This is a genomic window from Gammaproteobacteria bacterium, assembly GCA_024235095.1.
Classification (GTDB): Bacteria; Pseudomonadota; Gammaproteobacteria; order Competibacterales; family Competibacteraceae; genus UBA2383.
Genome location: JACKNC010000001.1, coordinates 2735165 through 2760302, shown reverse-complemented (window position 1 = coordinate 2760302; position 25138 = coordinate 2735165). Strand labels below are relative to the sequence as shown.

Sequence of the window (25138 nt, the reverse complement as noted above, 5' to 3'; positions counted from 1 at the left end):
AGGCTCTCCACAGATGAAAAAGACGAATTGCTCACGTTGGTTTCCAGTTGCGCTGTTATGGCTGGCGGTCTTGTGCATGGCTCCGGTTCACGCTGAAGCGCCGGTTATTCTGGTATTCGGTGACAGCCTGAGCGCTGCCTATGGCATTCCGGCTGAACAGGGCTGGGTGAGTTTGTTGCAACGCCGGTTGGCGGAGCGCGGCTATCCACACCAAGTCGTCAACGCCAGCATCAGCGGCGATACGACCAGCGGGGGTCTCAGCCGGTTGCCAGCGGCGCTGGAACGGCACCGCCCCGCTTTAATCATTTTGGAACTCGGCGCAAACGATGGACTGCGCGGACAACCGCCGATGGTCATGAACCATAATCTGGCGCAGATGATCGAACTTTCGCAACAAGCGGGCGCCCAGGCGCTCCTGGCCGAAATGCGCATTCCGCCGAATTATGGCCCTCTGTACACGCAAAAGTTTCAGGCGACCTTTGGCGAACTGGCGCAGCGTTACGCTATCCTCTTAATTCCTTTTATGCTGGATGGCGTTGCAGGCAATCCGGCGCTGATTCAGGACGATGGCTTACACCCGCGCGCCGAGGGACAACCCCGGATTCTGGAAAATGTCTGGAAAGTTTTGGAAAGTGTGTTGAAGTAGTAGTTTTTCGCAAATCAAAACCCATGGAGCGATGCCTGAATGACGCCCACTACCATGCATGCTGTGCGCATCCATACCTATGGCGGTCCCGAGATGCTGCACTATGAAGAGGATGTCCCCCTGCCTTCGCTCAACCCGGATGATCTACTGATTAAGGTCCAGGCGGCGGCGGTCAATCCCGTGGACTGGAAAATCCGCGAGGGTTGGTTGCAAAACATCCTCCATCATACCCTGCCGTTGACCCTGGGCTGGGATGTGTCCGGTGAGGTCGTAGCCCTTGGCGCCGCAGTCAATGAGTTTGCCATTGGCGATGCGGTGTATGCTCGCCCGGATATTGAACGTGACGGCGCTTATGCCGAGTTCATCGCCGTCAAGGCCAGCGAAGCGGCTCGCAAACCGGCCACACTGGATCATGTCCACGCCGCCGCCGTGCCGCTGACGGCCTTAACCGCCTGGCAGTCGCTGGTAGACGCCGCCCAGTTGCAGGCCGGTCAAACCGTGTTGATCCACGCCGCGGCCGGCGGCGTCGGCAGCCTGGCGGTGCAACTGGCCAAGGCGCTGGGCGCTCGTGTCATTGCCACAGCTTCAGCAATGAATACCGGACTGGTGACGCAATTGGGCGCGGATCAGTTCATCGACTATACGCAAGTTCCCTTCGAAGAGGTCGTCAAAAACGTAGATGTGGTGTTCGACACCATCGGCGGCGATACGCAGGAGCGTTCCTGGCCGGTGTTGAAACCCGGCGGCATCCTGGTGTCCGTGGTGGACCCGCCGCCGGAAGCGATCGCCGTCAAGCACCGCGTGCGCAGCGCCTTCGTGTTTATTAAGCCCAGCGGCGAGCAACTGACCGCCATCGCCCGGTTAATTGACGAAGGACGCATAAAGCCAATTATCCATACCGTATTGCCGCTCAAGCAAGTGCGTCAAGCCCATGTCATCAGCCAGGGAGGGCACGCGCGCGGCAAAATTGTTCTGCGCGTCGCTGACTAAGGGCGGCGCTCGGCCTGAAATTCCCCCTGGCTTCTCTTTGGATACAGGCTCAGTATTAAAATTTAATTATTAAAGTCAATAAGCACCAAGCACCGTCTGCATGGCGAGGAATTTGGTCAGGAGAGCGCTGATCGCAAGACAACCTGGTTTCAATCCTGACGCCAAGCGGCGCATAATACCCTTAATAGATTCCAGCAAAACCGAGGAGAACCCCGCATCATGAGCGTCGAAACCATCGTCACCCAGCCCTTCAAAGATCAAAAGCCCGGCACCTCGGGACTGCGCAAGAAAGTTAAGGTTTTCCAGAAACCGAATTATCTGGAAAATTTCGTGCAGTGTGTTTTCGACACCCAGCGCGAGCTAGAAGAAGCGCCACTGGTCGTTGGCGGAGATGGCCGCTACTATAACCGGCAAGCGATCCAGATTATCCTGCGCATCGCCGCTGCGAATGGTTGCGCCCGGGTGCTGCTGGGTCAAGGCGGCATTTTCTCGACCCCGGCGGTTTCTCATATGATCCGCAAGCACAACGCCCGGGGTGGACTGATCCTGTCCGCCAGCCATAATCCGGGAGGGCCGGACGAGGATTTCGGCATTAAATTCAACACTCCAAATGGTGGACCTGCACCGGAAAAGGTGACCGAAGCCATCTACACCGCCAGCCTGCATATTAATCGCTATCATATCCTGGGCACCCCCGATATTGACTTGGACAAGATTGGCACAACCTTTGTCGGCGACATGCAAGTGGATATCGTGGATTCCGTCAGCGACTATGCGGATTTGATGGAAAATTTGTTCGATTTCGACAAAATCCGCGCCCTGTTCCAGTCCGGTTTCCGGATGCGCTTCGACGCCATGCATGCCGTAACCGGTCCCTACGCCCGCGAGATCATCGAGAACCGTTTGGGCGCTCCAGCAGGGACCGTGATCAACGGCATACCGCTGGAAGACTTCGGTCATGGCCATCCCGATCCCAATCTGGTGTACGCCAAGGAACTGGCTGATTACCTGTTTGGGCCGGATGCGCCAGACTTTGGCGCAGCCTCGGATGGCGATGGCGACCGTAACATGGTCCTGGGCCGGCATTTCTTCGTTACGCCCAGCGACAGTCTGGCGGTGATCCTGGCGAATGCGACATTGGCTCCCGGCTATCGCGCTCATCTCAGTGGCGTCGCCCGTTCCATGCCCACCAGTCAGGCCGCCGATCGGGTCGCTGCCAAACTGGGATTGAACTGCTACGAAACGCCAACTGGCTGGAAATTCTTCGGCAATCTGCTCGACGCTGGCAAGATTACGCTGTGCGGCGAGGAGAGCTTTGGCACCGGCTCCGACCATGTGCGCGAGAAAGATGGCCTGTGGGCGGTCTTGTTCTGGCTCAACATTCTGGCCGAGCGCCAGCAGTCAGTGGCCGAGATCGTGTGCGAACACTGGCGGACCTATGGGCGCAACTACTACACCCGCCATGACTACGAAGCCGTAGACAGCGCCGCCGCCAACGGCCTGGTCGATGCTTTGCGCGCCGCGAGCGCAACTTTGCCCGGTCAGCAACTCGGCTCCTATACTGTCGATTACGCCGACGATTTCCGTTACGTTGATCCGATTGACGAGAGCGTCAGCGAAAAGCAGGGCATCCGGATCGGTTTTAAGGATGGATCGCGGATTGTTTACCGCCTGTCCGGCACCGGCACTGAAGGGGCCACACTGCGGGTTTACATTGAGGCTTATGAACCTGATCCCGCCAAGCATGAGCTGGACACCCAACAGGCGCTGGCGGAGTTGATCAATATTGCCAACAGTCTCGCTGGCATTCGTGAGCGCACTGGGCGGAACGAGCCAACGGTGATCACCTGACTAGCGATTAGAAATGTCCGTAGGGCGGATTAGATAATAGCAAAGGGGGAAGTCAATCCCCCGAATCCCCCTCGTTTCTAAGAGACTAATGGAATGGTCCGCCCCGCTCCCCCAATGAGCCAAAAGCGGGCGCACTCAGTAATGTTGTCAATCATCATCTATAAAGATACCTTGGGTATTTTCATAGTAAGCGTTCACCTCCCTCCTTTGAAAAAGGGAGGGGATTGTGCACGGGCGACGACTCTAAAATCTCCCTGATCCCCCTTTGCTAAAGGGGGAACTGAACGGTTTTTTCATGAACTGGCAAATCGGTCGCTTAGACCTGCAGTTTGAGGGACTAATCGCCTGAAAAATCGAACATCGCGTTATTATGGAAACTTCAAAGACTTTAAGGAAGCTATTACAACCTGTTTGAACCAAACACATACTACTTAATAAAGACGAACGTAAGACGTTTGCTTAGCTCGTTGGAGGCTGCCTAAAACACCTCTTGGAGCGTACTGAACACAGGACCAGTCATGCAAAGCACCGAATCCGCGCCGGCGACAAATCAACTGGCTCTCAACGAACGCACCCAACATTTGTTGAGGGCGCTGGTTGAGCGCTACATTCGCGACGGTCAGCCGGTTGGATCGCGGACGCTAGCGCGCGATGCCGGCCTGGATTTGAGTCCAGCCACCGTGCGTAATGTGATGGCGGATCTGGAAGATCTGGGCTACCTGCGCGCCCCGCATACTTCTGCCGGTCGCGTGCCCACTGCCCGGGGTTACCGGTTCTTCATTGATGCGTTGCTGCGCCTGCGGCCTCTGGATCATCAGGAAGTGGAAATCCTGCGCCGTCACATCGGTCAACCGGTGCAAAGCAGCGCTGATCTAGCGCGATCCGTTTCAAATCTGCTGTCCGGGGTCACCCGGTTAGCTGGAATTGTCATGCTGCCCCGCCGTAATGTAGTCACCCTGCGCCACGTAGAGTTTTTGCCGCTGTCCGAAACCAGGGTGCTGGCGATCCTGGTGCTCAATACCCAGGAGGTGCAGAACCGTATCATCCAGACGCGCCGGCCCTATAGCGCCGGGGAGCTGCAACAGGCGGCGAACTATTTGAACGCCCAGTTTGCCGGCCAGGAGATTCAGCAGGTGCGGGAAGTCTTGCTGGGGGAACTGCGCGAGGCCCGTGACAGCCTCGACCGCCTGATGCAGACCGTCATGGAAATGGCGGAACAAACCTTTGAGACAGCGCCAGATGGCGAGGATTATGTGGTGGCCGGCCAGACCCATTTGATGCAATACGCGGACCTGTCCGATCTCGACAAGCTGCGGCAGTTGTTTGAAGCGTTTAATCACAAACGTGATTTATTGCACCTGTTCGACCAGTGTCTGCATGCCGAAGGCGTGCAAATCTTCGTTGGCGAAGAATCCGGTTTCGAGGTGTTGGAAGGTTGCAGTGTGGTCACCGCCCCGTACAGCGTAGAAGGACAGGTGCTGGGCGTACTCGGCGTCATCGGCCCGACGCGGATGGCTTACGATCGGGTAATTCCAGTGGTCGACGTGACTGCGCGATTGCTGGCGGCGGCGCTGAACGACCATGCTTGATGGGCCAGGGGCATCCTGGATTCCGCTTCGCTCCATCCAGGCTACGAGTTACGAGCTGCAAGCTATCGATCTGTCCGCGATGAGGAACTGATAGGTGGTAAGATCCGCCTCCCTACTCTTCAAAGCCAGCAAGTCCCAATGTCCTACCGTCAACCGCGAATTACCCGATTCGATCAAATCGCACCGCTGCGCCGCCCATTGATCCAGCCAATCCGTTGCATCAGGCGCGATCTCACGGACTACGGTAATCCAGCCCTCCAATAGCGTCGCCTGTAGCGTTATTTGCTCAGGCTCCAACCGCCAGGGACTGGGACGTAACTCGACTTGATAATCCAGGCGTTCCAGCATCTTCCCAAATTCGGGAGCGGCCCACGGCCCCAGCGCCGGGCCAAAGCCTTTATCAGTGCGCTGGTGGTGATTGATCCATTCACGGACTCTCTCATCACCTGCCAGCGCAGGTTCCCAAACAATGGTTCCGTCATAGCTGAGTACAATGAACACCACCGCCTGAGCGGCCCGGCAATGCTGAGCCAATTGATCCAGCCAGTCTGCCGAGACCAGATCAATCAGCGCGGAAGCGGTTACCAATTGCACGCTCTGAAAATCCAACGACTCCCAATCAGCCAAATTCAGGCACTGTCGCTCAACTTGCCAGAAAGCATTTGATGAACCGCTATTGCCCTGAGCTAATAGCGCTGGATCATGATCAATCAGCCGCCAGTATTGTTCGCCGCCCAGTAAAGGCGCGAGAAAGCGGAAATTAGCGCCGGTTCCACTGGCCAGATCCAGCACTGCAAGCGTATCCAACCGCTCTCGCCATTCAAGCAACCGGGCCGTCAACTCTGCATTACGCGACGCTGTATCTACTGGTTCACGCAGCGCCAGCCATTTCGCGGAAAAACTGCTTATTTTGCACTCTTGGACCCTAATACCCTCAACGGTCTCTCCATGCATGTGACGCCCCATGCCCTGAATACTCTACAACAACTCATCAAACTGTTGATTCTCGTTCGGGATACATAAAACCTTGACGCCTGATACCTACTCCAGCAACGCCGCCACCACCGCATCGCCCATCGCCTGGGTGCCCACCGCCGTCATTCCGGTTGCCGTAATGTCCAGGGTGCGCAAACCCTGGTCCAATACCCGGCCCACGGCGCTCTCAATCCGCTCAGCCAGTTGTGGCTGATTCAAGCTATAGCGCAACAACATCGCCGCGGATAAAATCGTTGCCAATGGGTTAGCCATGCCCCTGCCAGCGATGTCTGGCGCAGAACCATGAATCGGCTCATACAAGCCTTTCCCATGCGCATCCAGCGAAGCCGAGGGCAACATGCCAATTGAGCCGGTCAACATGGCGGCGCAATCGGAAAGAATATCGCCAAACAGGTTTCCGGTAACGATCACGTCAAACTGTTTCGGCGCGCGCACCAGTTGCATGGCGGCGTTATCCACATATTGATGAGACAGAGCAACATCGGGATAGTCCTTCGCCACCCGGATCACGACCTCCCGCCATAACTCCGAAGTTTCCAGCACATTGGCCTTATCCACCGAACAGACCTTGCGCTGGCGCTTGCGAGCGGCTTCAAACGCAATCTGGGCAATCCGTTCGACCTCGGATTCCCGATACGTCATAGTGTTAAACCCTTCCCGTTCACCGCTTTCCAAGGTGCGAACGCCGCGCGGCTGGCCGAAATAAATACCGCCATTCAGTTCACGGACAATCAGAAGATCCAGGCCAGCGACGATCTCGGATTTCAGCGCCGAAGCCGAGGCCAATTGCGGGTAGAGCAACGCCGGGCGCAGATTGGCGAACAATTGCAGATCGGCGCGAATCGCCAGCAGACCGCGTTCCGGGCGCAAGGGCCGGTCAATTTGCTCCCACTTCGGGCCACCGACCGCGCCGAGCAAAATGGCGGCGGCATTCCGAGCCTGGCGGCGGGTGACCTCGGGATACGGGTCGCCCAGTTCATCGACCGCGCAACCGCCCAGCAGACCGTATTCCAGCGTCGCGTCTAAGCCGCATTCCTGGCGCAGACACTCCAGCACTTTCGCCGCCTCGGCAATAATTTCAGGACCAATCCCATCGCCGGGGAGGATTAATATCTTATGAGTCATGACCGTTTCCGGATTTGAGGCTGTCAAGCAAAGAGCCAGGGAGCTTCCTCGCGCCGGCGAATCTCGTAGGCGCGAATCTCATCGGCGTGGCGCAGGGTCAGGCCAATGTCGTCCCAGCCATTGATCAGGCATTGTTTGCGGAACTCATCGACATCGAAGCGAAAGACGGCGCCACCTGACGTTGTGACCGTCTGCGCATGCAAATCCACCACTAATCGGTACCCCGATGTTGCTTCAACCTCGCGGAATAACCGATCTACCGTATGCGTATCCAGCACCACCGGCAGCAAACCGGACTTGAAGCAGTTGGTAAAGAAAATATCGGCGAAGCTCGGCGCAATCACGCAGCGGATGCCGTACTCATCCAACGCCCATACCGCGTGTTCCCGCGAGGAGCCACAACCGAAATTCTCTCGCGCCAACAGAATGCTTGCGCCCTCGTAGCGGGGCTGGTTCAGGCTGAAGTCGGGATTGAGCGGTCGCTTCGCACAGTCCATGCCCGGTTCGCCGTGATCCAGATAACGCCACTCGTCAAACAGGTTGCCGCCAAAGCCGGTGCGCTTGATGGATTTCAAAAACTGCTTGGGAATAATGGCGTCGGTATCAACGTTAGCGCGGTCGACAGGGGCCACCAGACCCTTGAGCTGGTTAAAGACTTTCATTGAACAAACTCCTTGGAATCTCAAAACGTCCGCACGTCGACGAAATGGCCGACAATCGCCGCCGCCGCCGCCATCGCCGGGCTGACTAGATGCGTCCGCCCGCCCTGTCCCTGCCGCCCCTCGAAATTGCGATTCGAGGTTGCTGCGCAATGCTCGCCGGGCAACAAACGGTCGGCGTTCATCGCCAGGCACATTGAACAACCCGGCTCGCGCCATTCAAAACCGGCTTGTTTGAACACGCGATCCAGGCCCTCGGTTTCAGCCTGGTGCTTGACCAAGCCGGACCCTGGCACAACCAACGCTTGCTTGAGACTCGACGCCACCGTGCGACCCTGAATCACCGCCGCTGCAGCTCGCAAATCCTCGATACGGCCATTGGTGCAGGAACCGATAAACACCCGGTCCAACGCGATGTCCGTAATGGGAGTATTTGGCTCCAGACCCATGTACTGTAACGCTTTCTCCATGCCGCTGCGTTTGACTGGGTCCAGTTCGCGGGCCGGATCGGGAATGCATTCATCCACCGCCGCCACCATTTCCGGCGAAGTACCCCAAGTCACCTGCGGCTTGATGGTCGCTGCGTCCAGGGTCGCCACCCGGTCGAAGACCGCATCCGGGTCGCTGTGCAATTCTTGCCAGGCCGCCACGGCGCGCAGCCATAAGTCACCCGCTGGCGCGAACGCCCGATTCTGGAGATATTCAATCGTAGTTTCGTCTACAGCGATCATGCCTGATCGAGCGCCAGCCTCAATCGCCATGTTGCAGACAGTCATGCGTCCTTCCATACTTAATGCCCGGATTGCGTCGCCGACAAACTCAATGGCGTAACCTGCGCCGCCAGCGGCGCCAATCTGGCCAATGATCGCCAGCACCATATCCTTAGCGGTCACGCCCTCGCCGATTTCACCCTCCACGCGCACCTGCATGGCTTTGGATTTTTTCTGGATCAGGCATTGGGTCGCCATGACATGCTCGACCTCGGAGGTGCCAATGCCGAACGCCAGGGCGGCAAACGCGCCATGGGTCGAGGTGTGCGAGTCGCCGCAGACTACTGTCATACCGGGCAGCGTTGCGCCCTGTTCCGGCCCGACAACATGCACGATGCCTCGGCGCATATCGCCGATCGGGAAATAGCGCAGATCGTAGCGGCGAGCGTTATCATCCAGCGTCTCGACCTGTAGGCGGGACACCGGATCGTCGATCTCGGTAAAGCCAGGGGTGGTTGGCGTGTTGTGATCAGGCATGGCGACCATGGAATCCCGCCGCCACGGCTGACGACCCGCTAGCTGCAAACCGCCGAAGGCTTGGGGCGAGGTGACTTCATGCACCAGATGACGGTCGATATAGAGCAACGCCGTCCCATTCGTGTCGGTGTATACGACATGAGCATCCCAAAGCTTGTCGTAAAGGGTCTTGCCCGCCATGATGAATCCTCTTGCCAGTCGCGAAATTCTCGAAGAGATGGGTTTGTCGGAATGTTATTCTAACTGAATCCCGGTTGTGGAGTTAGCGCAGCAATCCGTAGGTTGAACACGGGACGTGTCCGACAATTCGGTATTCCTGTCGGGCAACGCTACGCTTTTGACCGACCTACAGCATCCAGGCTACGAGTCGCAATTCGGTCTGTGTAAAAAAAATCGACGACCCATCCTTGCAGGCCATGTTATCCAGCGTAGCGCCATTTCGCTCATTTGACTCCTGCGCCGTTGTATGAGACTTTTTTAAACTCGCCTCGCCCCCTTGCCATCACCGACAAAGGACCCCCTAATGTGCGGATTCGCCGGCGAAGCCCGATTTGACCTTCAAGACGCCGACATCAGCGCCGTAGCCCGCATGGGTGAGGTGCTGCGACCCCGCGGCCCGGATGCCGCGGGCGCTTTCCAACAGGGCCAGGTCGCCCTGGCTCACCGCCGCCTGCGCATCATCGACCTGTCGGAACATGCGCAACAACCGATGACCGACCCCGATCTGGGCCTGACCCTGGTCTTCAACGGCTGCATCTACAACTACCAGGAACTGCGCCAGGAGCTGGAAGCGCAGGGCTACCGTTTCTTCTCTCACGGCGACACCGAAGTCGTCCTCAAAGCTTTCCACGCTTGGGGCCGCGCGTGCGTCAACCGCCTGCACGGCATGTTCGCTTTCGCTCTGTGGGAGCGGGATAGCGGCTGTCTGACCCTGGCCCGCGACCGCTTCGGCATCAAACCGCTGTACCTGGCTCCGGTGACCGGCGGCCTGCGCTTCGCTTCCTCGCTCCCGGCCCTGCTGGCGGGTGGGCAGATCGATACGCGCATCAATCCTGTGGCCCTGCATCACTACCTGAGTTGGCACGCCGTTGTGCCGCCCCCGCATACCATTCTGCAAGGCGTACAAAAACTGCCGCCGGCGACTGTCACCCGTTTCACCGCGGACGGAACCCGCACCGACTACACCTACTGGCGACTGTCAGTCCGCACTGATCCGGAGTCGGCCCGCTTGAGCGCCGCCGAGCGCGAAGAACAAATCGCGGATGCTTTGCGCAAAGCAGTGTCCCGACGCATGGTTGCCGACGTGCCGGTTGGCGTCCTGCTCTCCGGTGGGGTCGACTCCAGTCTGGTCGTTGCCTTGCTCTCGGAACTGGGTCAACACGACTTACAGACATTCTCCATCGGTTTTGAAGACGCCGGCGGCGAAGTGGGTAACGAATTCGTCTACTCGGACCAGGTGGCCGAATACTTCGGGACCCGCCACCATCGCATCCATATCCCCACGTCTAACCTGCTCGACGCCTTGCCGAAAGTTATTCAGGCCATGGCCGAACCGATGGTGAGCTACGACAATGTTGCGTTCTACCTGCTCTCTCAGGAAGTCTCCAAACACGTCAAGGTCGTGCAAAGCGGGCAGGGCGCTGATGAAGTCTTCGCTGGCTACCACTGGTATCCCCACCTGGCGGAAAGCCAGGACGCCGTCGCCGATTATGCCCGGGTGTTCTTCGACCGCGATCACGCCGAATATCTGAAGGTCGTCGATTCGACTTTCGCCAGCGACGATTTCAGTCTTGACTACTTGCGCGCCCACTTTGCCGAGGTGGATGCGCCGACCCCGCTGGATAAGGCTCTGCACCTCGACACCACCGTGATGCTGGTTGACGATCCGGTCAAGCGCGTGGACAACATGACCATGGCCTGGGGTTTGGAAGCGCGAGTGCCGTTCCTCGATCACGAACTGGTGGAACTGGCCGGACGGTTGCCGCCTGAGGACAAACTGGGCGATGACGGCAAGGCGGTGCTTAAATCCATTGCCCGCCGCATCGTGCCGCGTGAGGTGATCGATCGCCCCAAAGGCTATTTCCCGGTGCCCATTCTCAAATACCTGGAGGGGCCGGTGCTGGACATGGTGCGCGATGCGCTCACCCATCAGCGCGCCCGCGAGCGCGGTCTGTTCCGCCCAGAATATGTGCAAACCCTGCTCAGCGCCCCCGCGGAACACATCACCCCCTTGCGCGGCTCTAAACTTTGGCAAGTGGCGCTTCTGGAATTGTGGCTGCAAATCCACTCTCTCTGACCTGATCGTTATCACTCAAGGGGCTTTCTTCAAGTGCGCCATGGCGGCAGCCTGGGCACACGGTTTGTCCGCCCGATTCAGTGACAACCTCGGTGCGCCCTTGACTGACGCGCTCACAATCGCCGCCAGGCAAGTTCTCATTAACTAAGGGTAAGCCGAATGTCCGTGGCTGACGCCGCGCGTCATTCCCCGCGAGCGGTTCCTGGCGCTAAAATGACAATTCTATTAATCACCGAAGTAAATCCATGATAGAACCACTCCAGACGGTGGGCGAGGTGTACTTGGTCGGCGCCGGTCCCGGTGATCCGGAATTATTGACGCTGAAGGCGTTGCGCCTGATGAAGCAGTCCGACGTGGCGGTTTATGACCGGCTGATCGGTCCAGAAATCCTGGAATTGCTGGAGTCCCGGGTTGAGCGAATTTTCGTTGGCAAAGCTCCAGATCATCACACCCTGCCCCAGCAAGACATCAACCGCTTGCTGGTTAATCTAGCCCTCGAAGGTAAAAAAGTGTTGCGCCTGAAAGGCGGCGATCCCTTCATCTTTGGCCGGGGCGGCGAAGAGATTCAAACGCTGATGGCGGCGGGTATTCCGTTTCAGGTGGCGCCAGGCGTAACCGCCGCCGCCGGTTGCGCCGCTTACGCCGGCATTCCGCTGACCCATCGCGATTACGCGCAAAGCTGTGTATTTGTAACCGGCCATCTCAAGGAAGGCATGCTGGATTTGAACTGGCCGGTGCTAGTACAGCCGAGGCAGACGGTCGTGTTTTACATGGGGCTGAAGAGCGTCGGGCATATTTGCGAGCGGTTGCGCGAACATGGCATGGCGGCGGATATGCCAGCGGCGCTGGTGGAGCAGGGCACCCTGGTCGGGCAGCGGGTCCATGTCGGCACGATCGGCGAATTGCCTCGGCAACTGGAAAGCGCTGGCGCACGCTCGCCGGCGCTCTTGATCGTAGGTAACGTGGTAAGATTACATCCGCAATTGATGTGGTTTCAGCCGGATCGCCCTGCATAGCCCCTGTCCCTGCTGAACGAGAAACTCAGTCATGCCCCAAAAGTTATCCACGCAGCGACTCTCCACGCTCATTGCCTTTCCTGAGCGCGCTAACTCCTTCGCGCTACCGCGCGCTTTAGCGGATCGTTACCAGGTGATGCGGGATTTGGCCGCCCGGAGCGCAGAGGCAGATTTAGTACTGGTGGAATCCCGGTCGCAACCAGGGCAACGGGCCGTGGCCAAACTCTATCGTTCCGGCATCCAGCCCAAAAGCGAGGTGTTGCAGTGGATCAGCACTCAAGCGCCGCGTTATGTCGCGCAACTGCTGGAATACGGCCAGGCGGACGGAATCGGCTATGAACTCTTTGAATATGCCGAACAGGGTTCCCTGCGCGACTGGATGGCGGCAGGACCACTGGCCGAGGTGGATGCCTGGGAGATTCTGGCCGAGTTGGGCGCGGCGCTGAAGGAACTGCATGAGCACAATATCCCGCACCGGAATTTGAAGCCGGAAAACGTGCTGGTGCGCCGCCGACAGCCCTTGCAACTGGCGTTGACCGGCTTTGGCGTCGCCGCGCTGGCGGACGCTATGCCCGGATTGACCGCACCTCCCGACGCCATGCGTTATGGCGCGCCGGAAATGATGTCTGGAACGGTGGGCATCGCCGCGGATTACTGGTCGTTGGGCATGATTCTGCTGGAAGCGCTGACCGGTCGCCATCCTTTTGCCGACCTGTCGGCAATGGTGATTCGCTACCAATTGCAGGTGCGTCCCGCGCCGGTTCAAGACTTGGCTGAACCGTGGCGCACCTTGTGCCGGGGACTGCTGCTGCGCGATCCAGAGCAACGTTGGGGCGCCCCGGAGATTCGTCGCTGGCGGGCCGGTGATGATCGATTAGCGTCACCCATCGATACGGCCCAACCGGAAGCGGTTACTTTCCGTCCCCGCCGGTTTTATCGTTTAGCGGTTGGCGTTGAATGCCGCAGCGCCCGCGAACTGGCGGCGCAAATGGCGCGGCACTGGGAGGAGGCCCGCGAGGATCTGCTGCGCGGCGCCATCGGTGACTGGCTACGCCATGATCTGGGCGAACAGGAAGCGCCCAAGGCCGCGCTAGAGGTGCTGGAGGTCCGCGACATGGATGCCGATGAGCGTCTGGCCCGGTTGTTGGCGCATCTGGCGCCGGATCTGCCGCCGGTGTGGAAGCAATGGAGCCTGGCGGCGAACGATCTGGCGGCGACCGCGCAAGCGGTGCTGGAGGGCGATGCCGCCAGCCAGGCGCTATTCCTGGAACTGGACCGGGTTCCGCCGGATATTCTGGGTATTTACGCGGCGGCGGGCAATGCAGAATGCCAGTGGCTGCAATCCGCTTGGCGGGCAATGGCCGTGGAATATGAAAGAACCTGGCAAATAGCGGTGACCTACGGTATGCCAGCCAAGGTGCATCCGGATTGGGCGGTAGTTCTGGCCGAATTGCTGTTGGCTACCGTGTCGCCTGCGTTTCAGGAGCAGATTCAGCGAGAAGTCGATCGTCTGGCGCGCCGGGTACAGCAACCCCCCGCCTGGTTGACGGCCCTGCTGGACGCCTCGACGCAAAGCAGCGTGGCGCTGGCGTTGAAAGTCGTGCTGCGCTGGCTGCCGCTGATGGAGGAAATTCAGCGCTACACGGCGCCTCGCCTGGAAGCTTTGTTGGAGGAGTTTGCGATCCTGCATCGCAGCCCGGATTTCCGGAACGCCCTGGACGGGTTTGATCAGAATCTCCGCGATGGAGTTTATGACAGCCTCCAAGCCGTGCAACAGGCTTTAGACGCCTTGCGGCAGGATGCGCAAGCGTTGGCCGAGGTCTTGCGCAGTTACTACGCCTTGTCGGAACAAATCGCCGTGAACAGCGCCGCCTGCCCGGTATTGCGGCAATGGCAATCCCGGGTCGCTACGCCGCGCTATGCAGACGCCCAGGTGCTGGAACAAGACCTGACGCGCCCTTTTCACTGGCGGGTCAGCGTGGATGGTTGGGAACGGCCAGCGGCTTCGCCATTGAATTGGGAACACGACAGTCGCGCGTTGCCGGGCGTCCCGTCGGGCAAGACGGTGGTGGCGTTCAGTCCGGATGGGCGCTGGCTGATCAGCGGGGGGGTGGATCACACAGTGCGGTTGTGGCCCATGGAGGGTCGAGGCGGCGTGAGAACTTTTGCCGGGCATAGCGGCGCGGTTAACGCGGTGGCGTTCAGTCCGAATGGGCAATTGATCGCTAGCGCTGGTGACCGCACCATCCGGTTATGGCGAATACAGGGCGGCCCGTGTCTGGCGACCTGGCGTGGTCACGCCGGAATGGTAAACGCCATCGCTTTCAGTCCCGATGGACAATGGTTGGCCAGCGCAAGCGGCGATCGCACCGTGCGATTGTGGCGGGTGGAGAGTGGGCAGTGTGCGGCAACGCTGGCCGGACATGCAGGCGGGGTCAGCGCGATTGCCTTTGGACCGGATGGGCGGTTGATCGCCAGTGGCGGCGCCGATCGCACGGTGCGACTGTGGCGGGTTGACCTTAAACAGTGCATTGCAGTGCTACCCGGACGCACGGGCCGAGTGACTTCGGTCGCGTTCAGCGCGGATGGTCGCTGGCTGGCCAGCGGCAGCGGCAGCTTTTCCGAGCGCCGGCGAGACGATGATACGGTGCGGCTGTGGCGCGTGGAGAATCGGCAATGTGTAGCCGCGTTCCCAGGGCATACCAGCAGCGTGAACACCGTGGCCTTTAGTCCCGATGGACGGTTGCTTGCGAGCGGCAGTGGCGACCGCACCGTGCGGCTGTGGCGCGTGGAGAACCGGCAATGCGCGGCGATTTTGCCGGAACGCGCCGGGCAGGTCACCAGTGTGGCGTTCAGTCCCGATGGACGGTGGCTGGCCAGTGGTTGCGAGAGCGGGTTGGTGATATGGAATCGCGTGCAGATGACGACGCTGGAGCTTTCCCTGGAAGAATTAGCCGCATGGGAGAAGGCGCGCGCGGGTCAGTATAGTGAAATTCAACTGGCGCCAGTCCCACTATCGACAAGTCATTCCTAGAGACCGCCAAAAAATCATCCTTCTTTTATCAAAAGCTTATATAAAAACGCTAGTGCATACTTTACTTTATACTGATGCATTAGACTTGCTCCGAAGCATGAGGTAGTAGGTAGTTACGCTGATTGAACAATTTTTCCAGCGCGCCGATCATCGCAGTTATGGAGTAAGCGTTCACTTCCCCCCTTTGAAAAAGGAAGGCCGGGGGGGGATTGCGCATGGGCGACGGGGCCAAAATCCCCCCTAACCCCCCTTTGCCAAAGGGGGGGACTGAACGGTTACGTTATGGACAGTCACCTGAAGACGGAGCGCCATAGATGCGAGCCACTTCGCAGTACGCTGGCCTCGGTTTCTGTGGATCAACCTGATATTTCGCTTCCCAGCGTTCCCCCATCGGCGCATTGGGATTCTGGTATTTCTCGGTCATGATGTACGTGACTCTGGGCTTGTTCCAGGCGCCGCCCCCACGATTGAAATCGGTGAGCGCAAAGTTAGGTTCAGGCGCGGCGAGCCAGAAGCGGTACTCATTTACGAAGGCGCAAGCGCCCAGGAAGTATGCGGGCTTGCTGGGTCGCCACATGGACTGGAACTGGTCTTTGACCCATTCAGCCTGACCGGTTTCCGTGGGGGGATTGGATTCATCCAAACTCCGCCCATATTCAGTGAACATCACCGGGGTATTAGTCGGAATATTACGGCCCATGAACCAGGCGGGCAGATCATTTTCGATCCAATTTCTCATGAACGGGCCGTCATTGAAGGGATTGGTCGCATAGATAACGCGCGCTTTCCAGAAATTCAGGCCCAACCCTGGTTCCGCGATTATTGCGTTAAACACATCCAGGACTGCACCGCCAGGAAGGCCATATTTAATGCTAAAGGTGACAGGGAAAATAATTGGCAATCGATTCCTGTCAGGAATATTACGCTGGTCTTCCAAATCCTTCCAATACAGAGCAATCTGAGCCACTAGATCAGCTCGCTGGCATTCGCTCCCATCGAATTCATTGAATATTTTTAAGACTCCGGCAGCTGGATCAGGGATCCGGTCATCCTCATAGATATCTCTAAATACCTGCCTCACATTCTCCTGCCAGTTACCGGATTCAGAGCCGCATATTATCTTATAGGTATAATTGGATATAGGAATAGTTACATGCATACCCAATTGATCCGCGTAGGTAAGAAATGGATCATGATTGCGAAGTTTGCGATTCGTGGTCCAATCATAAAGATGGATAAAATTAGCATTGAGTTCTACTTTATATCGACCCAGATCATCACGACCTTGCCGGTCTACGCCGCCTGGCGCATCTTTGCCCCATAGCTGCCGAAAATCGGCATTGTAGAAATCCGAGTCATAGTAAATGGTGTATTTAGCATTTAATTTAGCTTTCGGATTATTCGGGTCTCCAGGCTGATAGTAAGGATTACCCTGTAGATCGTATGTTTGTATTTCACCCTGAAAATAAGGTAAGACCCCGCCAAATCGGGGATCCAGTGGCTTCTCGGGTCCCTGCGGCCCTGGAATATAGGCAATGCCCCGGATATCGGAGAGTCCGAATCTGTGTGCGCGCTCCATTGCGGTCATATCAGCCTGGACTGCCGCAGTAGGCAACGCCGCTGCTGTCAAAGTGAATAGTATTTTACGCCATGATTTCATTGTCTTACCCTTAAATAAATTTGATTTTTTGCAGAATTCACAGATGAGCGTGGCCGTTGAACCCGTTTAAACTCAACGCAATTATTGTTAAACAAGTCTATTAGAGAATTTCGGAAGCGGGCGGTTTTTTACAACACCACCGGCTCTGGTTCAAGTTGAATGCCAAACTCCGCTTGCACCGATGCCTGAATGGCTCGCGCCAGCCGCAACACATCCGCGCCAGCCGCCCCGCCATGATTGACCAATACCAGCGCTTGATGCTCATAAACGCTGACCGGTCCCAGAGGACGGCCTTTCCAGCCGCAATGCTCGATCAACCAGCCGGCGGCCAGTTTGAATGTCCCGTCCGGTTGGGAGTAGTGCGGCAAATTCGGATAACGATTCGCAAGGGACGCGAAGGTTGCCGCTTCGACGCGTGGATTCTTGAAGAAACTGCCGGCGTTGCCGATCTGCGCCGGGTCTGGCAACTTGCGCAAGCGAATGGCTATGACGGCATCGGCGATTTGTCGCGCGGTTGGGGAAACAATTTGCCGCGCTTCCAGTTCCTGCGTCAGGTCGGCGTAACCGGTCACTGGTTGCCAGCGCTTAGGCAGGCGAAAGGTGACCGCTGTAATCAAGTAGCGCCCCGCTGCTTCCCGTTTGAACACGCTATCGCGGTAACCGAACTGGCAATCCGCACGGTCAAGCAGGACTTCTTCACCCGTTTCCAGATCCACCGCTTCCAGGCGGTGAAACCGCTCGGCCACCTCCAATCCGTAAGCGCCGATGTTCTGGACTGGAGCCGCGCCCACTGTGCCGGGAATCAGCGCCAGATTCTCCAGCCCCGGCCAGCCTTGCTTCAATGTCCAGCAGACGAAATCATGCCATTTCTCACCTGCCCCGGCGCGCACGAACCAGGCGTCCGTGTTCTCGGCAATCAGCTCCCGTCCGGCAATGCGCACCTGCAACACCAGTCCGGCAAAATCGCCGGTGAGCACCAGATTGCTGCCGCCACCGAGGATAAAATGCGGCAGAGACGCCCATTCAGGCCGGCTCATCAGTTCAATTAGTCGCTTCGCCGCATCGATGACAGCGAACCAGTTTGCGCGGGCCGGGAGACCAAAGCTGTTCAGCTCATCCAGCGGCACATTGCGTTGCAAAAGACCGGCTGACATCAGCGTCGCTCAGCAACCTGGGGCTGAGGTCAACGCCTGTTGCAGGTCGCTGACCAGTTGATCGATCGCCTCCTGGGGCGTATTCCAGGAACACATCAGCCGGACGCCGCCTACGCCGATAAAGGTGTAAAACTGCCAACCTTTGGCCTGCAAAGTCTGAATGACTGGCTGCGGCAATTCCAGAAAAACGGAATTGGCCTGACGGGGGAACATCGGTTGCAAACCCGCTGCCTCATGCAACCGTTGCTCAAGATAGGCCGCCATGTCGTTGGCACGGCGAGCGTTGCGCAGCCAGGCGCCGGTTTCCAGCATTCCCAGCCAGGGCGCGGCAATGAAACGCATCTTGGAAGCCAGTTGTCCGGCTTGCTTGCAGCGCCAGGCGAAATCAGTCGCCAGTTCCTGATCAAAGAACAGAATCGCCTCGCCAACCGCCATCCCGTTCTTGGTTCCGCCCAGGCACAGCACATCAATACCCGCTTGCCAGGTCATTTGCGCCGGCGTCTGGTCCAGGGTCGCCACCGCGTTAGCGAAACGGGCGCCATCCATATGCATTTTCAACCCATATTGCCTGGCCAGTTCACGCAGATCGCGCAGATCATCCAGGGCGTAAACCGTCCCCAGTTCGGTGGCCTGGGTGACACTGATGACTTTGGGTTTGGGATAGTGAATGTCGGAGCGGCGGGTAATCAGCCGCTCTACGTCGGATGGATTGAGCTTGCCATGTTCACCTTTGGCCAGCAGCAGTTTGGAGCCATTCGAAGCGAACTCTGGCCCGCCGCATTCATCGGTTTCGATGTGGGCGGTCTCATGGCAAATCACGCTGTGATAAGACTGGCAGAGCGCCGCCAGCGATAGGGAATTAGCGGCGGTGCCATTGAACACAAAGAACACTTCGCAATCGGTTTCAAAAAGTTCGCGAAAACGATCAGCCGTCCGCTGAGTCCATTGATCATTGCCATAGGCTGGGGCATCGCCTGAATTCGCTTCCAGCAAGTAGTCCAGAGCTTCCGGACAGATGCCGGAATAGTTATCGCTCGCGAATTGGCGAACAGGTCGATGGATTTTATTCATACGATCAACAGAATACTCCAAATGAAATACTTACTTGTTATTGTCTTTCCACACGGTTTCATTCAGGTAACCTTGAAGAACCAAAAATTGCAATGGTAGATCAACCCGCGCCCGCCAGGCTCGTTCGGAATGTTCCGCGCCCACGAATCTCCGGGTCAGCCAATCCCGGCCTTCCCAATAACCCGCTTTCCGTAGCCATTCATCCATCCGCTGTTGCCAAGGTTCATACTCAGCATCCAGGGTTTCGGTGCCGTAGTCAAAATACAGCCGATGCCGTCCTGCCGAGGGCAAGGCGGCGCCCAGTCCATCCACCAGCGTTTCCTCGCCAATCGGCCAATGGGTGGACAGGCAGCCAGCGCCCCCAAACACGCCGGGATACTCGATCAGCGCATAGAGTGAAATCAGGCCGCCCATGCTCGACCCCATCACCAAGGTATGCGCGGGATCGGGCAAGGTCGGGTAGTGGGCATCAATGAATGGTTTCAGCTCCTCGACCAAAAATTGCAAATATCTATCCGACTGTGGCGCTCCTCCCACCTGTTCGATGAACCGGTTCAGAATGCGTTGTCCTCCGGACGCCATCAATGGTTTCTGCGGCATATATTCCTGAAAACGCAACGGACTGTTCCAGATGCCCACGATGATTGCGCCGGGTTGGCGACCCGCATACATCAGGCGCATCATCGCCTCGTCCATGCCCCAATCGACGCCAATAAAGGACAGCGCCGGATCGAACAGATTCTGGCCATCGTGCATGTAGATGACCGGGTAACGGATTGTTGAATCGGCTGGATCATTCGGTGGACGCCACACATCGACAGGCCGGGACGCGATGTGACGGGATGGGAAACCGGTGTAGCGGGTCAGAAAACCGGTTCCGTCGGAAAACGGTAGAGTGATTTTCGTTAAGGCGCTTACTGTTTTGCTGTTTTTCAAATCGACTCCCGTACAATCTCCCCCAGCCCTACTTGGCGAAGCGCTTCGTTAAGCAATTGGCGCACTTCGCCAACGGTTTCCAGGGCAAGCGCCTGTTGCGCCAGTTCACGCGCTTTGGTCAAGGTAAAGCTGCGGATCGCCCATTTGACCTTGGGCACGCTGACCGCGCCGGCGCTCAGGCTATCCACGCCCATGCCCAACAGCAGCACCGCAGCCCCTGGATCAGCCGGCATTTCTCCGCACAGATTGACGGGCCGGCCCGCCTGATGACCTTCGGCGATGACGTGGGCAATGGCCTTGAGCATGGATGGATGCAGATTGTCATACAGACTGGCCACTCGGGCGTTGTCACGGTCCACCGCCAACAAGTACTGGGTGAGGTCATTGGTGCCGACTGACAGAAAATCCACCCGCCGCGCCAGTTGTCCAGCTTGCCAGACCGCGGAGGGGATTTCGATCATGACCCCGATTTCCGGTCGCGCCGCCGGACAGCCTTCCTCGCACAACTCCCGATGGGCGCGCTCCAGTAACTGCAACGCTTCGTCGACTTCCTCGACCGTGGTGATCATCGGAAACAGGATGCGCAGGTTATTCAGTCCAGTGTTGGCCCGCAGCATGGCGCGCAACTGGGTCAGGAAAATGTCCGGGTGATCCAGGGTGAAACGCATTCCCCGCCAGCCGAGAAATGGATTGCTCTCCTCAATGCGAAAGTAGGGCAAGGTCTTGTCGCCGCCAATGTCCAGTGTGCGCATCACCACGGGCCGCGGGGCAAAGGCGGCCAGCATTTGACGGTAAATCTGATACTGCTCATCCTCGCTGGGAAATGATTCGCGCACCATAAATGCAAATTCGGTGCGATACAGCCCCACCCCGTCGGCGCCGTTATCCATCACCTTGGCGATATCGGTGAGTAAACCGGCCTTGGCATGAAGCGGAATACGATAGCCATCCTGGGTCATCGCCGGTTGCTCGCGCAAAGTCCGCAATTCCTGGGTCAATTCCACTTCATTAGCGATGAGCTGTTGATATTCCTTGCGCATCGCTGCATCGGGGTTGAGATAAACCCGGCCTTGATAGCCATCGACAATGATGGTGTTGCCCTCAAAACGGCCCAAGGGGCGGTCGCCCAAGCCCAACACAGCCGGAATGCCCATGGCCCGAGCCAGCAGCGCAACGTGGGACAACGCCGATCCACGCAGGCACACAATACCGGCCAGTCGCTCCGGCGGCGCTGCCGCCAAGTGGGCGACGCTCATTTCCTCTGCAACCAAAATACAACGTTCAGCCGTAGGTTCCGGCGTCTGCGCCGGCGCGGCGCGCAAGTGATGCAACACCCTTCGGCCCAGATCGCGGATGTCCTCGGCGCGGGTGCTCAGGTAAGGGTCCTCGGCCTGTTCCAGCAACCGCGCCCGCGAGCGGATCGCGTCGCGCCAGGCCGCCGGCGCCCAATGACCGGCCCGAATACCATCCAGCGTATCGCTCAGTAGACTGTCGCTGCTCAACATCATGCGGTAGACCGTGAACAGGGCCTGTTCGGTGGGGGGCAGCAGCGGCGCCAGATGCTCGCTGGCCTCGCGCACCTCTTGTTCGACGGCAGCAATGGCTCGATGGAACGCCGCCTCTTCCGCCGCCGGGTCCAGCGCCGGACGGTCGGGCACATCGTCGAGGTCGGCCAACAGGTGAGGAATAGTGATCGTGCCGATGGCGATGCCGGGCGCGCCGGCGACCCCTTGCAAGGCACGGGTTCCGGTGAACAGGGGTTTCAGCAGCTCTTTGGTGGCGCCGCTGAGGATGGCGTGATTCAGGATGCTGGCCAGTTGCGCTGCGATAGTGACCAGAAAATCCACTTCGGCGGGATGAAAGCGGCGGGTAGCAGTGTGCTGGACGGTCAATACTCCCAGTACGCGCCGGTACTGGATCAGCGGTACGCCCAGAAAGGCATGATAGGCTTCCTCCTCTACCTCGCGGACGGCATAAAAGCGTGGATGGAGCGGCGCATCTTCAAGATTCAGGGGTTCCTGTCGCTCGGCGACCAGACCAATCAGGCCCTGCTGACGGTTCAGCCGAATCTGGCCAATGGCCTGCGGATTCAGCCCGGCGGTAGCCATCAGCACAAACTCACGATTGTCCTCGTCGGCGAGATAGACAGTGCAAGCCGCGCTATTCATCGCATCCCGAATTCGGTTAACGGTAATCGCCAACGCGCTGGACAAATCCGGAGCGGCGCTGACATCCTGAACGATGCGGCGCAGGGTTTCGAGCATAGGGTCCAATTCCTTCCGGTTGGAAATTGTTCGGAACACAGCGTAAGCCGCCATCACGGATTGTGATAGCACTAAGTAATTGAAAAAAATATGGATGTTCAAAGCCTGGTCAGCTCCTCTATCCTCGCGGCCCCCGCGTAGCCCTGGATTATGGACGGGTAACATGATGCTTAAGGTTACCAGCAGGCTCAATGGTTCAGTCGCGCCGAAGGAAGGCAGGTAGAATGTTAGCAAACCGATCCCAATCTCTAATCGAAATCTAATCCCATGAATGATGAAATACAGATGACCCTTGATCCAGCGCGCGCGGGCCGCCTGCTGCGGCTGGCAACCTACGCCTCAGTGGCGACCGCCACGGTATTGATTGCCGCCAAACTGGCGGCGGCGTTAATGACCGGCTCGGTGAGCGTCCTGGCCTCGCTGGTCGATTCGATGATGGACGTGGCGGCGTCGATCATTAATCTTCTGGCGGTGCATTATTCCCTGCAACCGCCGGACCGCGATCACCGCTTCGGTCACGGCAAGGCCGAACCACTGGCCGGTTTGGTGCAAGCGGCGTTTGTGGCCGGTTCAGCCGTATTTCTGGTCCTGCACGCGATCGACCGGCTGCTGTATCCGCAACCGCTCAATGACGCTATGGTAGGGGTTAGCGTCCTGTTATTCGCCATGGTGGCTACCGGAGTATTGCTGCTCTTTCAGCGCCAGGTGATTCGCCGGACCCAGTCCACGGCCATTCGCGCCGACGCCTTGCATTATGCCACGGACCTGTTGACCAACGCCGCCACGATTGCCGCACTGGGACTGGCGATGCTGGGCTGGCCGAGCGCGGATCCGGTGTTTGCCATCGGCATTGCCTTTTACATCCTCTACAGCGCCGGGCAGATTGGCCATGAATCCATTCAGCTGTTAATGGATCGCGAGTTGTCCCCCGAGGTGCATACCCAAATCAAGCAGATTGTGCGCGACCATCCCCAGGTGCGGGGCGTGCATGATGTGCGCACCCGCAGTTCCGGACAAACTTATTTCATCCAGTTGCATTTGATGCTGGATGATCTCATACCTCTAGTGGAGGCGCACCGGATCGCCGATGAGGTTGAAGCCTCAATCCTCACCGTGTTTCCGAATGCGGATGTCCTCATCCACGAGGATCCCACCACGGAAACCCCGCCGCCGCCATTACCAGGATGAACCAGCCGGTTCGTCAGGCGCAACCCAATCAATACAGATCATTAATCCCCATTCGCCTGAAAGCGTAATCGCGCCCGGATCAACGCGCCGCCAAGCGCGCCACGGTCGATTGCCAACTGTCCGTAATAGACTTCTTCGACCAAATCCCGCACCACCGCCAAGCCAATGCCATGACCGGCGACCGTCGGATCGGCCCTTTGCCCCCGGTTGAGCAGCAACGGCGCTTGCTCAGCCGGGATACCCGGCCCGTCATCTTCGACTTCGACGACCAGTTCCGCCCGCCCGTCATGCTCGGCGGAGTGGGCACGGACGACCACTTGACGTTGCGCCCATTTACAGGCGTTGTCCGCCAGGTTGCCTAAAATTTCCAGCAGATCGCCCTCGTCACCGTGGAATATGGTGCGGTTCTCCATGACACAGGAGAAATCCAGATGACGTTCCGCGTAAACCTTGGCCAGTGAGTCGAGAATCCGGCGAGTCAGGGGCGCAACTGGCAAAGGGGCGCTGAGCGCAATGCGCCCGGAAGCAGCGGCCCGCTGCAATTGGTAATCCACAGTGCGATTCATTCGCTCCAACTGCTCGCCCAGTACCTGTCGCAGTTCCTCGGGAGAAACGCTGTTATCCAATGCGCCGCGCAATACCGCTAACGGTGTTTTCAGGCTATGCGCCAGATCGCCCAGGGCATTGCGATAGCGATCCAACAGAGTGCGACCCTGATGCACCAGGGTGTTCAGATTGATCGTGAGCGGGCGCAATTCGTCGGGATAATCACTGCTTAATTCGATACGCTGGCCGGTTTCAATTTCGGTGACCTCGGTCGCCACGCGCCGCAGCGGTTTCAGACTCCAGCGTAGAATCAGACCCTGCACCGTGAGCAGCACCGCGGTCGCCGCCAGCAACCAACCCCATAGACTACGTCGGAAACTCCAGAGCTGGTCAAGAAAATTCCACTGAGTTTCAGCGACGCGGAAGGTATAAAGCCGGTATTGATTCGGGGCTATTTCCCAACTGACGGTGAAGGCCAGCAGGAACAGCGGAGGGCCATCCGATGCCTCCAATGGTGCAAACTGGGTGTCGCCGGGATTGCGGATTGCCGGGAAAAACGGCAGCGCCATGCCCAGCAGCGAGGGCGAACGCCAGACCAGATTGCCTTTGGCGTCCATGACATCCGCGTACAGGCCGGAATCCGGAGTTGAGAAGCGGGCTTCCGGCAATGCCTGCGGCAAGGTCAGGCGGTCAAAAGCGTCCATGTCGACCGCGCCAAGTAACATGTAAACCTGCGCTTGTAGGCGGTCCTGGACGGCGGCCAGGGCGCTCTCCTGAAACGCCTGGTCAAGAGTCAGACCGGTCAATCCCAAAAAGGCGGCCAGCACCACGCTGGCGGCAATCAGCAAGCGACTGCTGAGGGAATGCATC

General features: G+C 58.3%; 18 protein-coding genes. 8 read left to right on the top strand and 10 right to left on the bottom strand.

Going from position 1 to position 25138, the window contains the following annotated elements; translation table 11 throughout:
• Positions 1-13 precede the first annotated feature (13 nt).
• The 4 genes from H6973_12245 (at position 14) to hrcA (ending at position 5076) form a co-directional block, all read left to right on the top strand.
• Positions 14-646 carry an arylesterase gene (locus tag H6973_12245; protein ID MCP5126363.1) on the top strand — a complete coding sequence of 211 codons (633 nt, stop codon included), beginning with the start codon at positions 14-16 and terminating at the stop codon, positions 644-646.
• 54 nt (positions 647-700) lie between these two features.
• Complete coding sequence (locus tag H6973_12240) at positions 701-1636, top strand: NADP-dependent oxidoreductase (protein MCP5126362.1); 936 nt, start codon at positions 701-703, stop codon at positions 1634-1636.
• Between the two features lie 219 nt (positions 1637-1855).
• Positions 1856-3487, top strand: a complete 1632-nt coding sequence (locus H6973_12235) for an alpha-D-glucose phosphate-specific phosphoglucomutase (protein ID MCP5126361.1) — start codon at positions 1856-1858, stop codon at positions 3485-3487.
• A gap of 518 nt (positions 3488-4005) precedes the next feature.
• Complete coding sequence (gene hrcA / locus H6973_12230) at positions 4006-5076, top strand: heat-inducible transcriptional repressor HrcA (protein MCP5126360.1); 1071 nt, start codon at positions 4006-4008, stop codon at positions 5074-5076.
• A gap of 48 nt (positions 5077-5124) precedes the next feature.
• Here the strand turns inward: hrcA and H6973_12225 are convergent, their stop codons facing one another.
• The 4 genes from H6973_12225 to leuC all read right to left on the bottom strand — a co-directional run bounded on the left by H6973_12225 (position 5125) and on the right by leuC (position 9283).
• The gene (locus tag H6973_12225) at positions 5125-6030 is read right to left on the bottom strand and encodes a class I SAM-dependent methyltransferase (protein ID MCP5126359.1); all 906 of its coding nucleotides are present in this window, start codon (positions 6028-6030) and stop codon (positions 5125-5127) included.
• Between the two features lie 87 nt (positions 6031-6117).
• A complete protein-coding gene (leuB, locus tag H6973_12220; GenBank protein ID MCP5126358.1) occupies positions 6118-7197 on the bottom strand; it encodes a 3-isopropylmalate dehydrogenase in 1080 nt (359 codons plus the stop codon).
• A gap of 23 nt (positions 7198-7220) precedes the next feature.
• Positions 7221-7859 (bottom strand): 3-isopropylmalate dehydratase small subunit, encoded by a 639-nt coding sequence (leuD, locus tag H6973_12215; GenBank protein MCP5126357.1) that lies wholly within the window; start codon positions 7857-7859, stop codon positions 7221-7223.
• Between the two features lie 20 nt (positions 7860-7879).
• Entirely contained in the window at positions 7880-9283 is a 1404-nt protein-coding gene (gene leuC / locus H6973_12210; GenBank protein MCP5126356.1) for a 3-isopropylmalate dehydratase large subunit, read from the bottom strand.
• A gap of 343 nt (positions 9284-9626) precedes the next feature.
• Here leuC and H6973_12205 point away from each other — a divergent pair, with 343 nt between their 5' ends.
• The 3 genes from H6973_12205 (at position 9627) to H6973_12195 (ending at position 15449) form a co-directional block, all read left to right on the top strand.
• Positions 9627-11399, top strand: a complete 1773-nt coding sequence (locus tag H6973_12205) for an N-acetylglutaminylglutamine amidotransferase (GenBank protein MCP5126355.1) — start codon at positions 9627-9629, stop codon at positions 11397-11399.
• 245 nt (positions 11400-11644) lie between these two features.
• Positions 11645-12415 carry a uroporphyrinogen-III C-methyltransferase gene (gene cobA / locus H6973_12200; protein ID MCP5126354.1) on the top strand — a complete coding sequence of 257 codons (771 nt, stop codon included), beginning with the start codon at positions 11645-11647 and terminating at the stop codon, positions 12413-12415.
• A 31-nt stretch (positions 12416-12446) separates the two neighbouring features.
• Entirely contained in the window at positions 12447-15449 is a 3003-nt protein-coding gene (locus tag H6973_12195) for a protein kinase (protein MCP5126353.1), read from the top strand.
• A 280-nt stretch (positions 15450-15729) separates the two neighbouring features.
• On the opposite strand, the gene H6973_12190 is transcribed toward H6973_12195, so the two are convergent.
• From H6973_12190 to ptsP, 5 genes are all read right to left on the bottom strand, one after another.
• Positions 15730-17109 (bottom strand): hypothetical protein, encoded by a 1380-nt coding sequence (locus tag H6973_12190; protein MCP5126352.1) that lies wholly within the window; start codon positions 17107-17109, stop codon positions 15730-15732.
• Positions 17110-17237: 128 nt separating this feature from the next.
• Positions 17238-18263 carry a UDP-N-acetylmuramate dehydrogenase gene (murB, locus tag H6973_12185; GenBank protein MCP5126351.1) on the bottom strand — a complete coding sequence of 342 codons (1026 nt, stop codon included), beginning with the start codon at positions 18261-18263 and terminating at the stop codon, positions 17238-17240.
• A 9-nt stretch (positions 18264-18272) separates the two neighbouring features.
• Positions 18273-19334 carry a low specificity L-threonine aldolase gene (locus H6973_12180; protein MCP5126350.1) on the bottom strand — a complete coding sequence of 354 codons (1062 nt, stop codon included), beginning with the start codon at positions 19332-19334 and terminating at the stop codon, positions 18273-18275.
• 30 nt (positions 19335-19364) lie between these two features.
• Positions 19365-20201, bottom strand: a complete 837-nt coding sequence (locus tag H6973_12175) for an alpha/beta hydrolase (protein ID MCP5126349.1) — start codon at positions 20199-20201, stop codon at positions 19365-19367.
• A gap of 65 nt (positions 20202-20266) precedes the next feature.
• Positions 20267-22534, bottom strand: coding sequence for a phosphoenolpyruvate--protein phosphotransferase (gene ptsP / locus H6973_12170; GenBank protein MCP5126348.1), 2268 nt, complete (start codon positions 22532-22534; stop codon positions 20267-20269).
• Between the two features lie 285 nt (positions 22535-22819).
• On the opposite strand from ptsP, the gene H6973_12165 reads away from it, so the two are divergent.
• The gene (locus H6973_12165) at positions 22820-23722 is read left to right on the top strand and encodes a cation diffusion facilitator family transporter (GenBank protein MCP5126347.1); all 903 of its coding nucleotides are present in this window, start codon (positions 22820-22822) and stop codon (positions 23720-23722) included.
• Between the two features lie 41 nt (positions 23723-23763).
• Here the strand turns inward: H6973_12165 and H6973_12160 are convergent, their stop codons facing one another.
• Entirely contained in the window at positions 23764-25137 is a 1374-nt protein-coding gene (locus H6973_12160; protein ID MCP5126346.1) for a hypothetical protein, read from the bottom strand.
• Position 25138: the final 1 nt, after the last annotated feature.

Coding starts and splice junctions, on each gene's coding strand:
- H6973_12245 (MCP5126363.1), top strand. CDS start 14: ATGAAAAAGACGAATTGCTCACGTTGGTTTCCAGTTGCGCTGTTATGG.
- leuC (MCP5126356.1), bottom strand. CDS start 9,283: ATGGCGGGCAAGACCCTTTACGACAAGCTTTGGGATGCTCATGTCGTA.
- H6973_12165 (MCP5126347.1), top strand. CDS start 22,820: ATGACCCTTGATCCAGCGCGCGCGGGCCGCCTGCTGCGGCTGGCAACC.
- ptsP (MCP5126348.1), bottom strand. CDS start 22,534: ATGCTCGAAACCCTGCGCCGCATCGTTCAGGATGTCAGCGCCGCTCCG.
- leuD (MCP5126357.1), bottom strand. CDS start 7,859: ATGAAAGTCTTTAACCAGCTCAAGGGTCTGGTGGCCCCTGTCGACCGC.
- leuB (MCP5126358.1), bottom strand. CDS start 7,197: ATGACTCATAAGATATTAATCCTCCCCGGCGATGGGATTGGTCCTGAA.
- murB (MCP5126351.1), bottom strand. CDS start 18,263: ATGTCAGCCGGTCTTTTGCAACGCAATGTGCCGCTGGATGAGCTGAAC.
- H6973_12240 (MCP5126362.1), top strand. CDS start 701: ATGCATGCTGTGCGCATCCATACCTATGGCGGTCCCGAGATGCTGCAC.
- H6973_12225 (MCP5126359.1), bottom strand. CDS start 6,030: ATGCATGGAGAGACCGTTGAGGGTATTAGGGTCCAAGAGTGCAAAATA.
- H6973_12190 (MCP5126352.1), bottom strand. CDS start 17,109: ATGAAATCATGGCGTAAAATACTATTCACTTTGACAGCAGCGGCGTTG.
- cobA (MCP5126354.1), top strand. CDS start 11,645: ATGATAGAACCACTCCAGACGGTGGGCGAGGTGTACTTGGTCGGCGCC.
- H6973_12235 (MCP5126361.1), top strand. CDS start 1,856: ATGAGCGTCGAAACCATCGTCACCCAGCCCTTCAAAGATCAAAAGCCC.
- H6973_12205 (MCP5126355.1), top strand. CDS start 9,627: ATGTGCGGATTCGCCGGCGAAGCCCGATTTGACCTTCAAGACGCCGAC.
- H6973_12160 (MCP5126346.1), bottom strand. CDS start 25,137: ATGCATTCCCTCAGCAGTCGCTTGCTGATTGCCGCCAGCGTGGTGCTG.
- H6973_12180 (MCP5126350.1), bottom strand. CDS start 19,334: ATGAATAAAATCCATCGACCTGTTCGCCAATTCGCGAGCGATAACTAT.
- H6973_12195 (MCP5126353.1), top strand. CDS start 12,447: ATGCCCCAAAAGTTATCCACGCAGCGACTCTCCACGCTCATTGCCTTT.
- hrcA (MCP5126360.1), top strand. CDS start 4,006: ATGCAAAGCACCGAATCCGCGCCGGCGACAAATCAACTGGCTCTCAAC.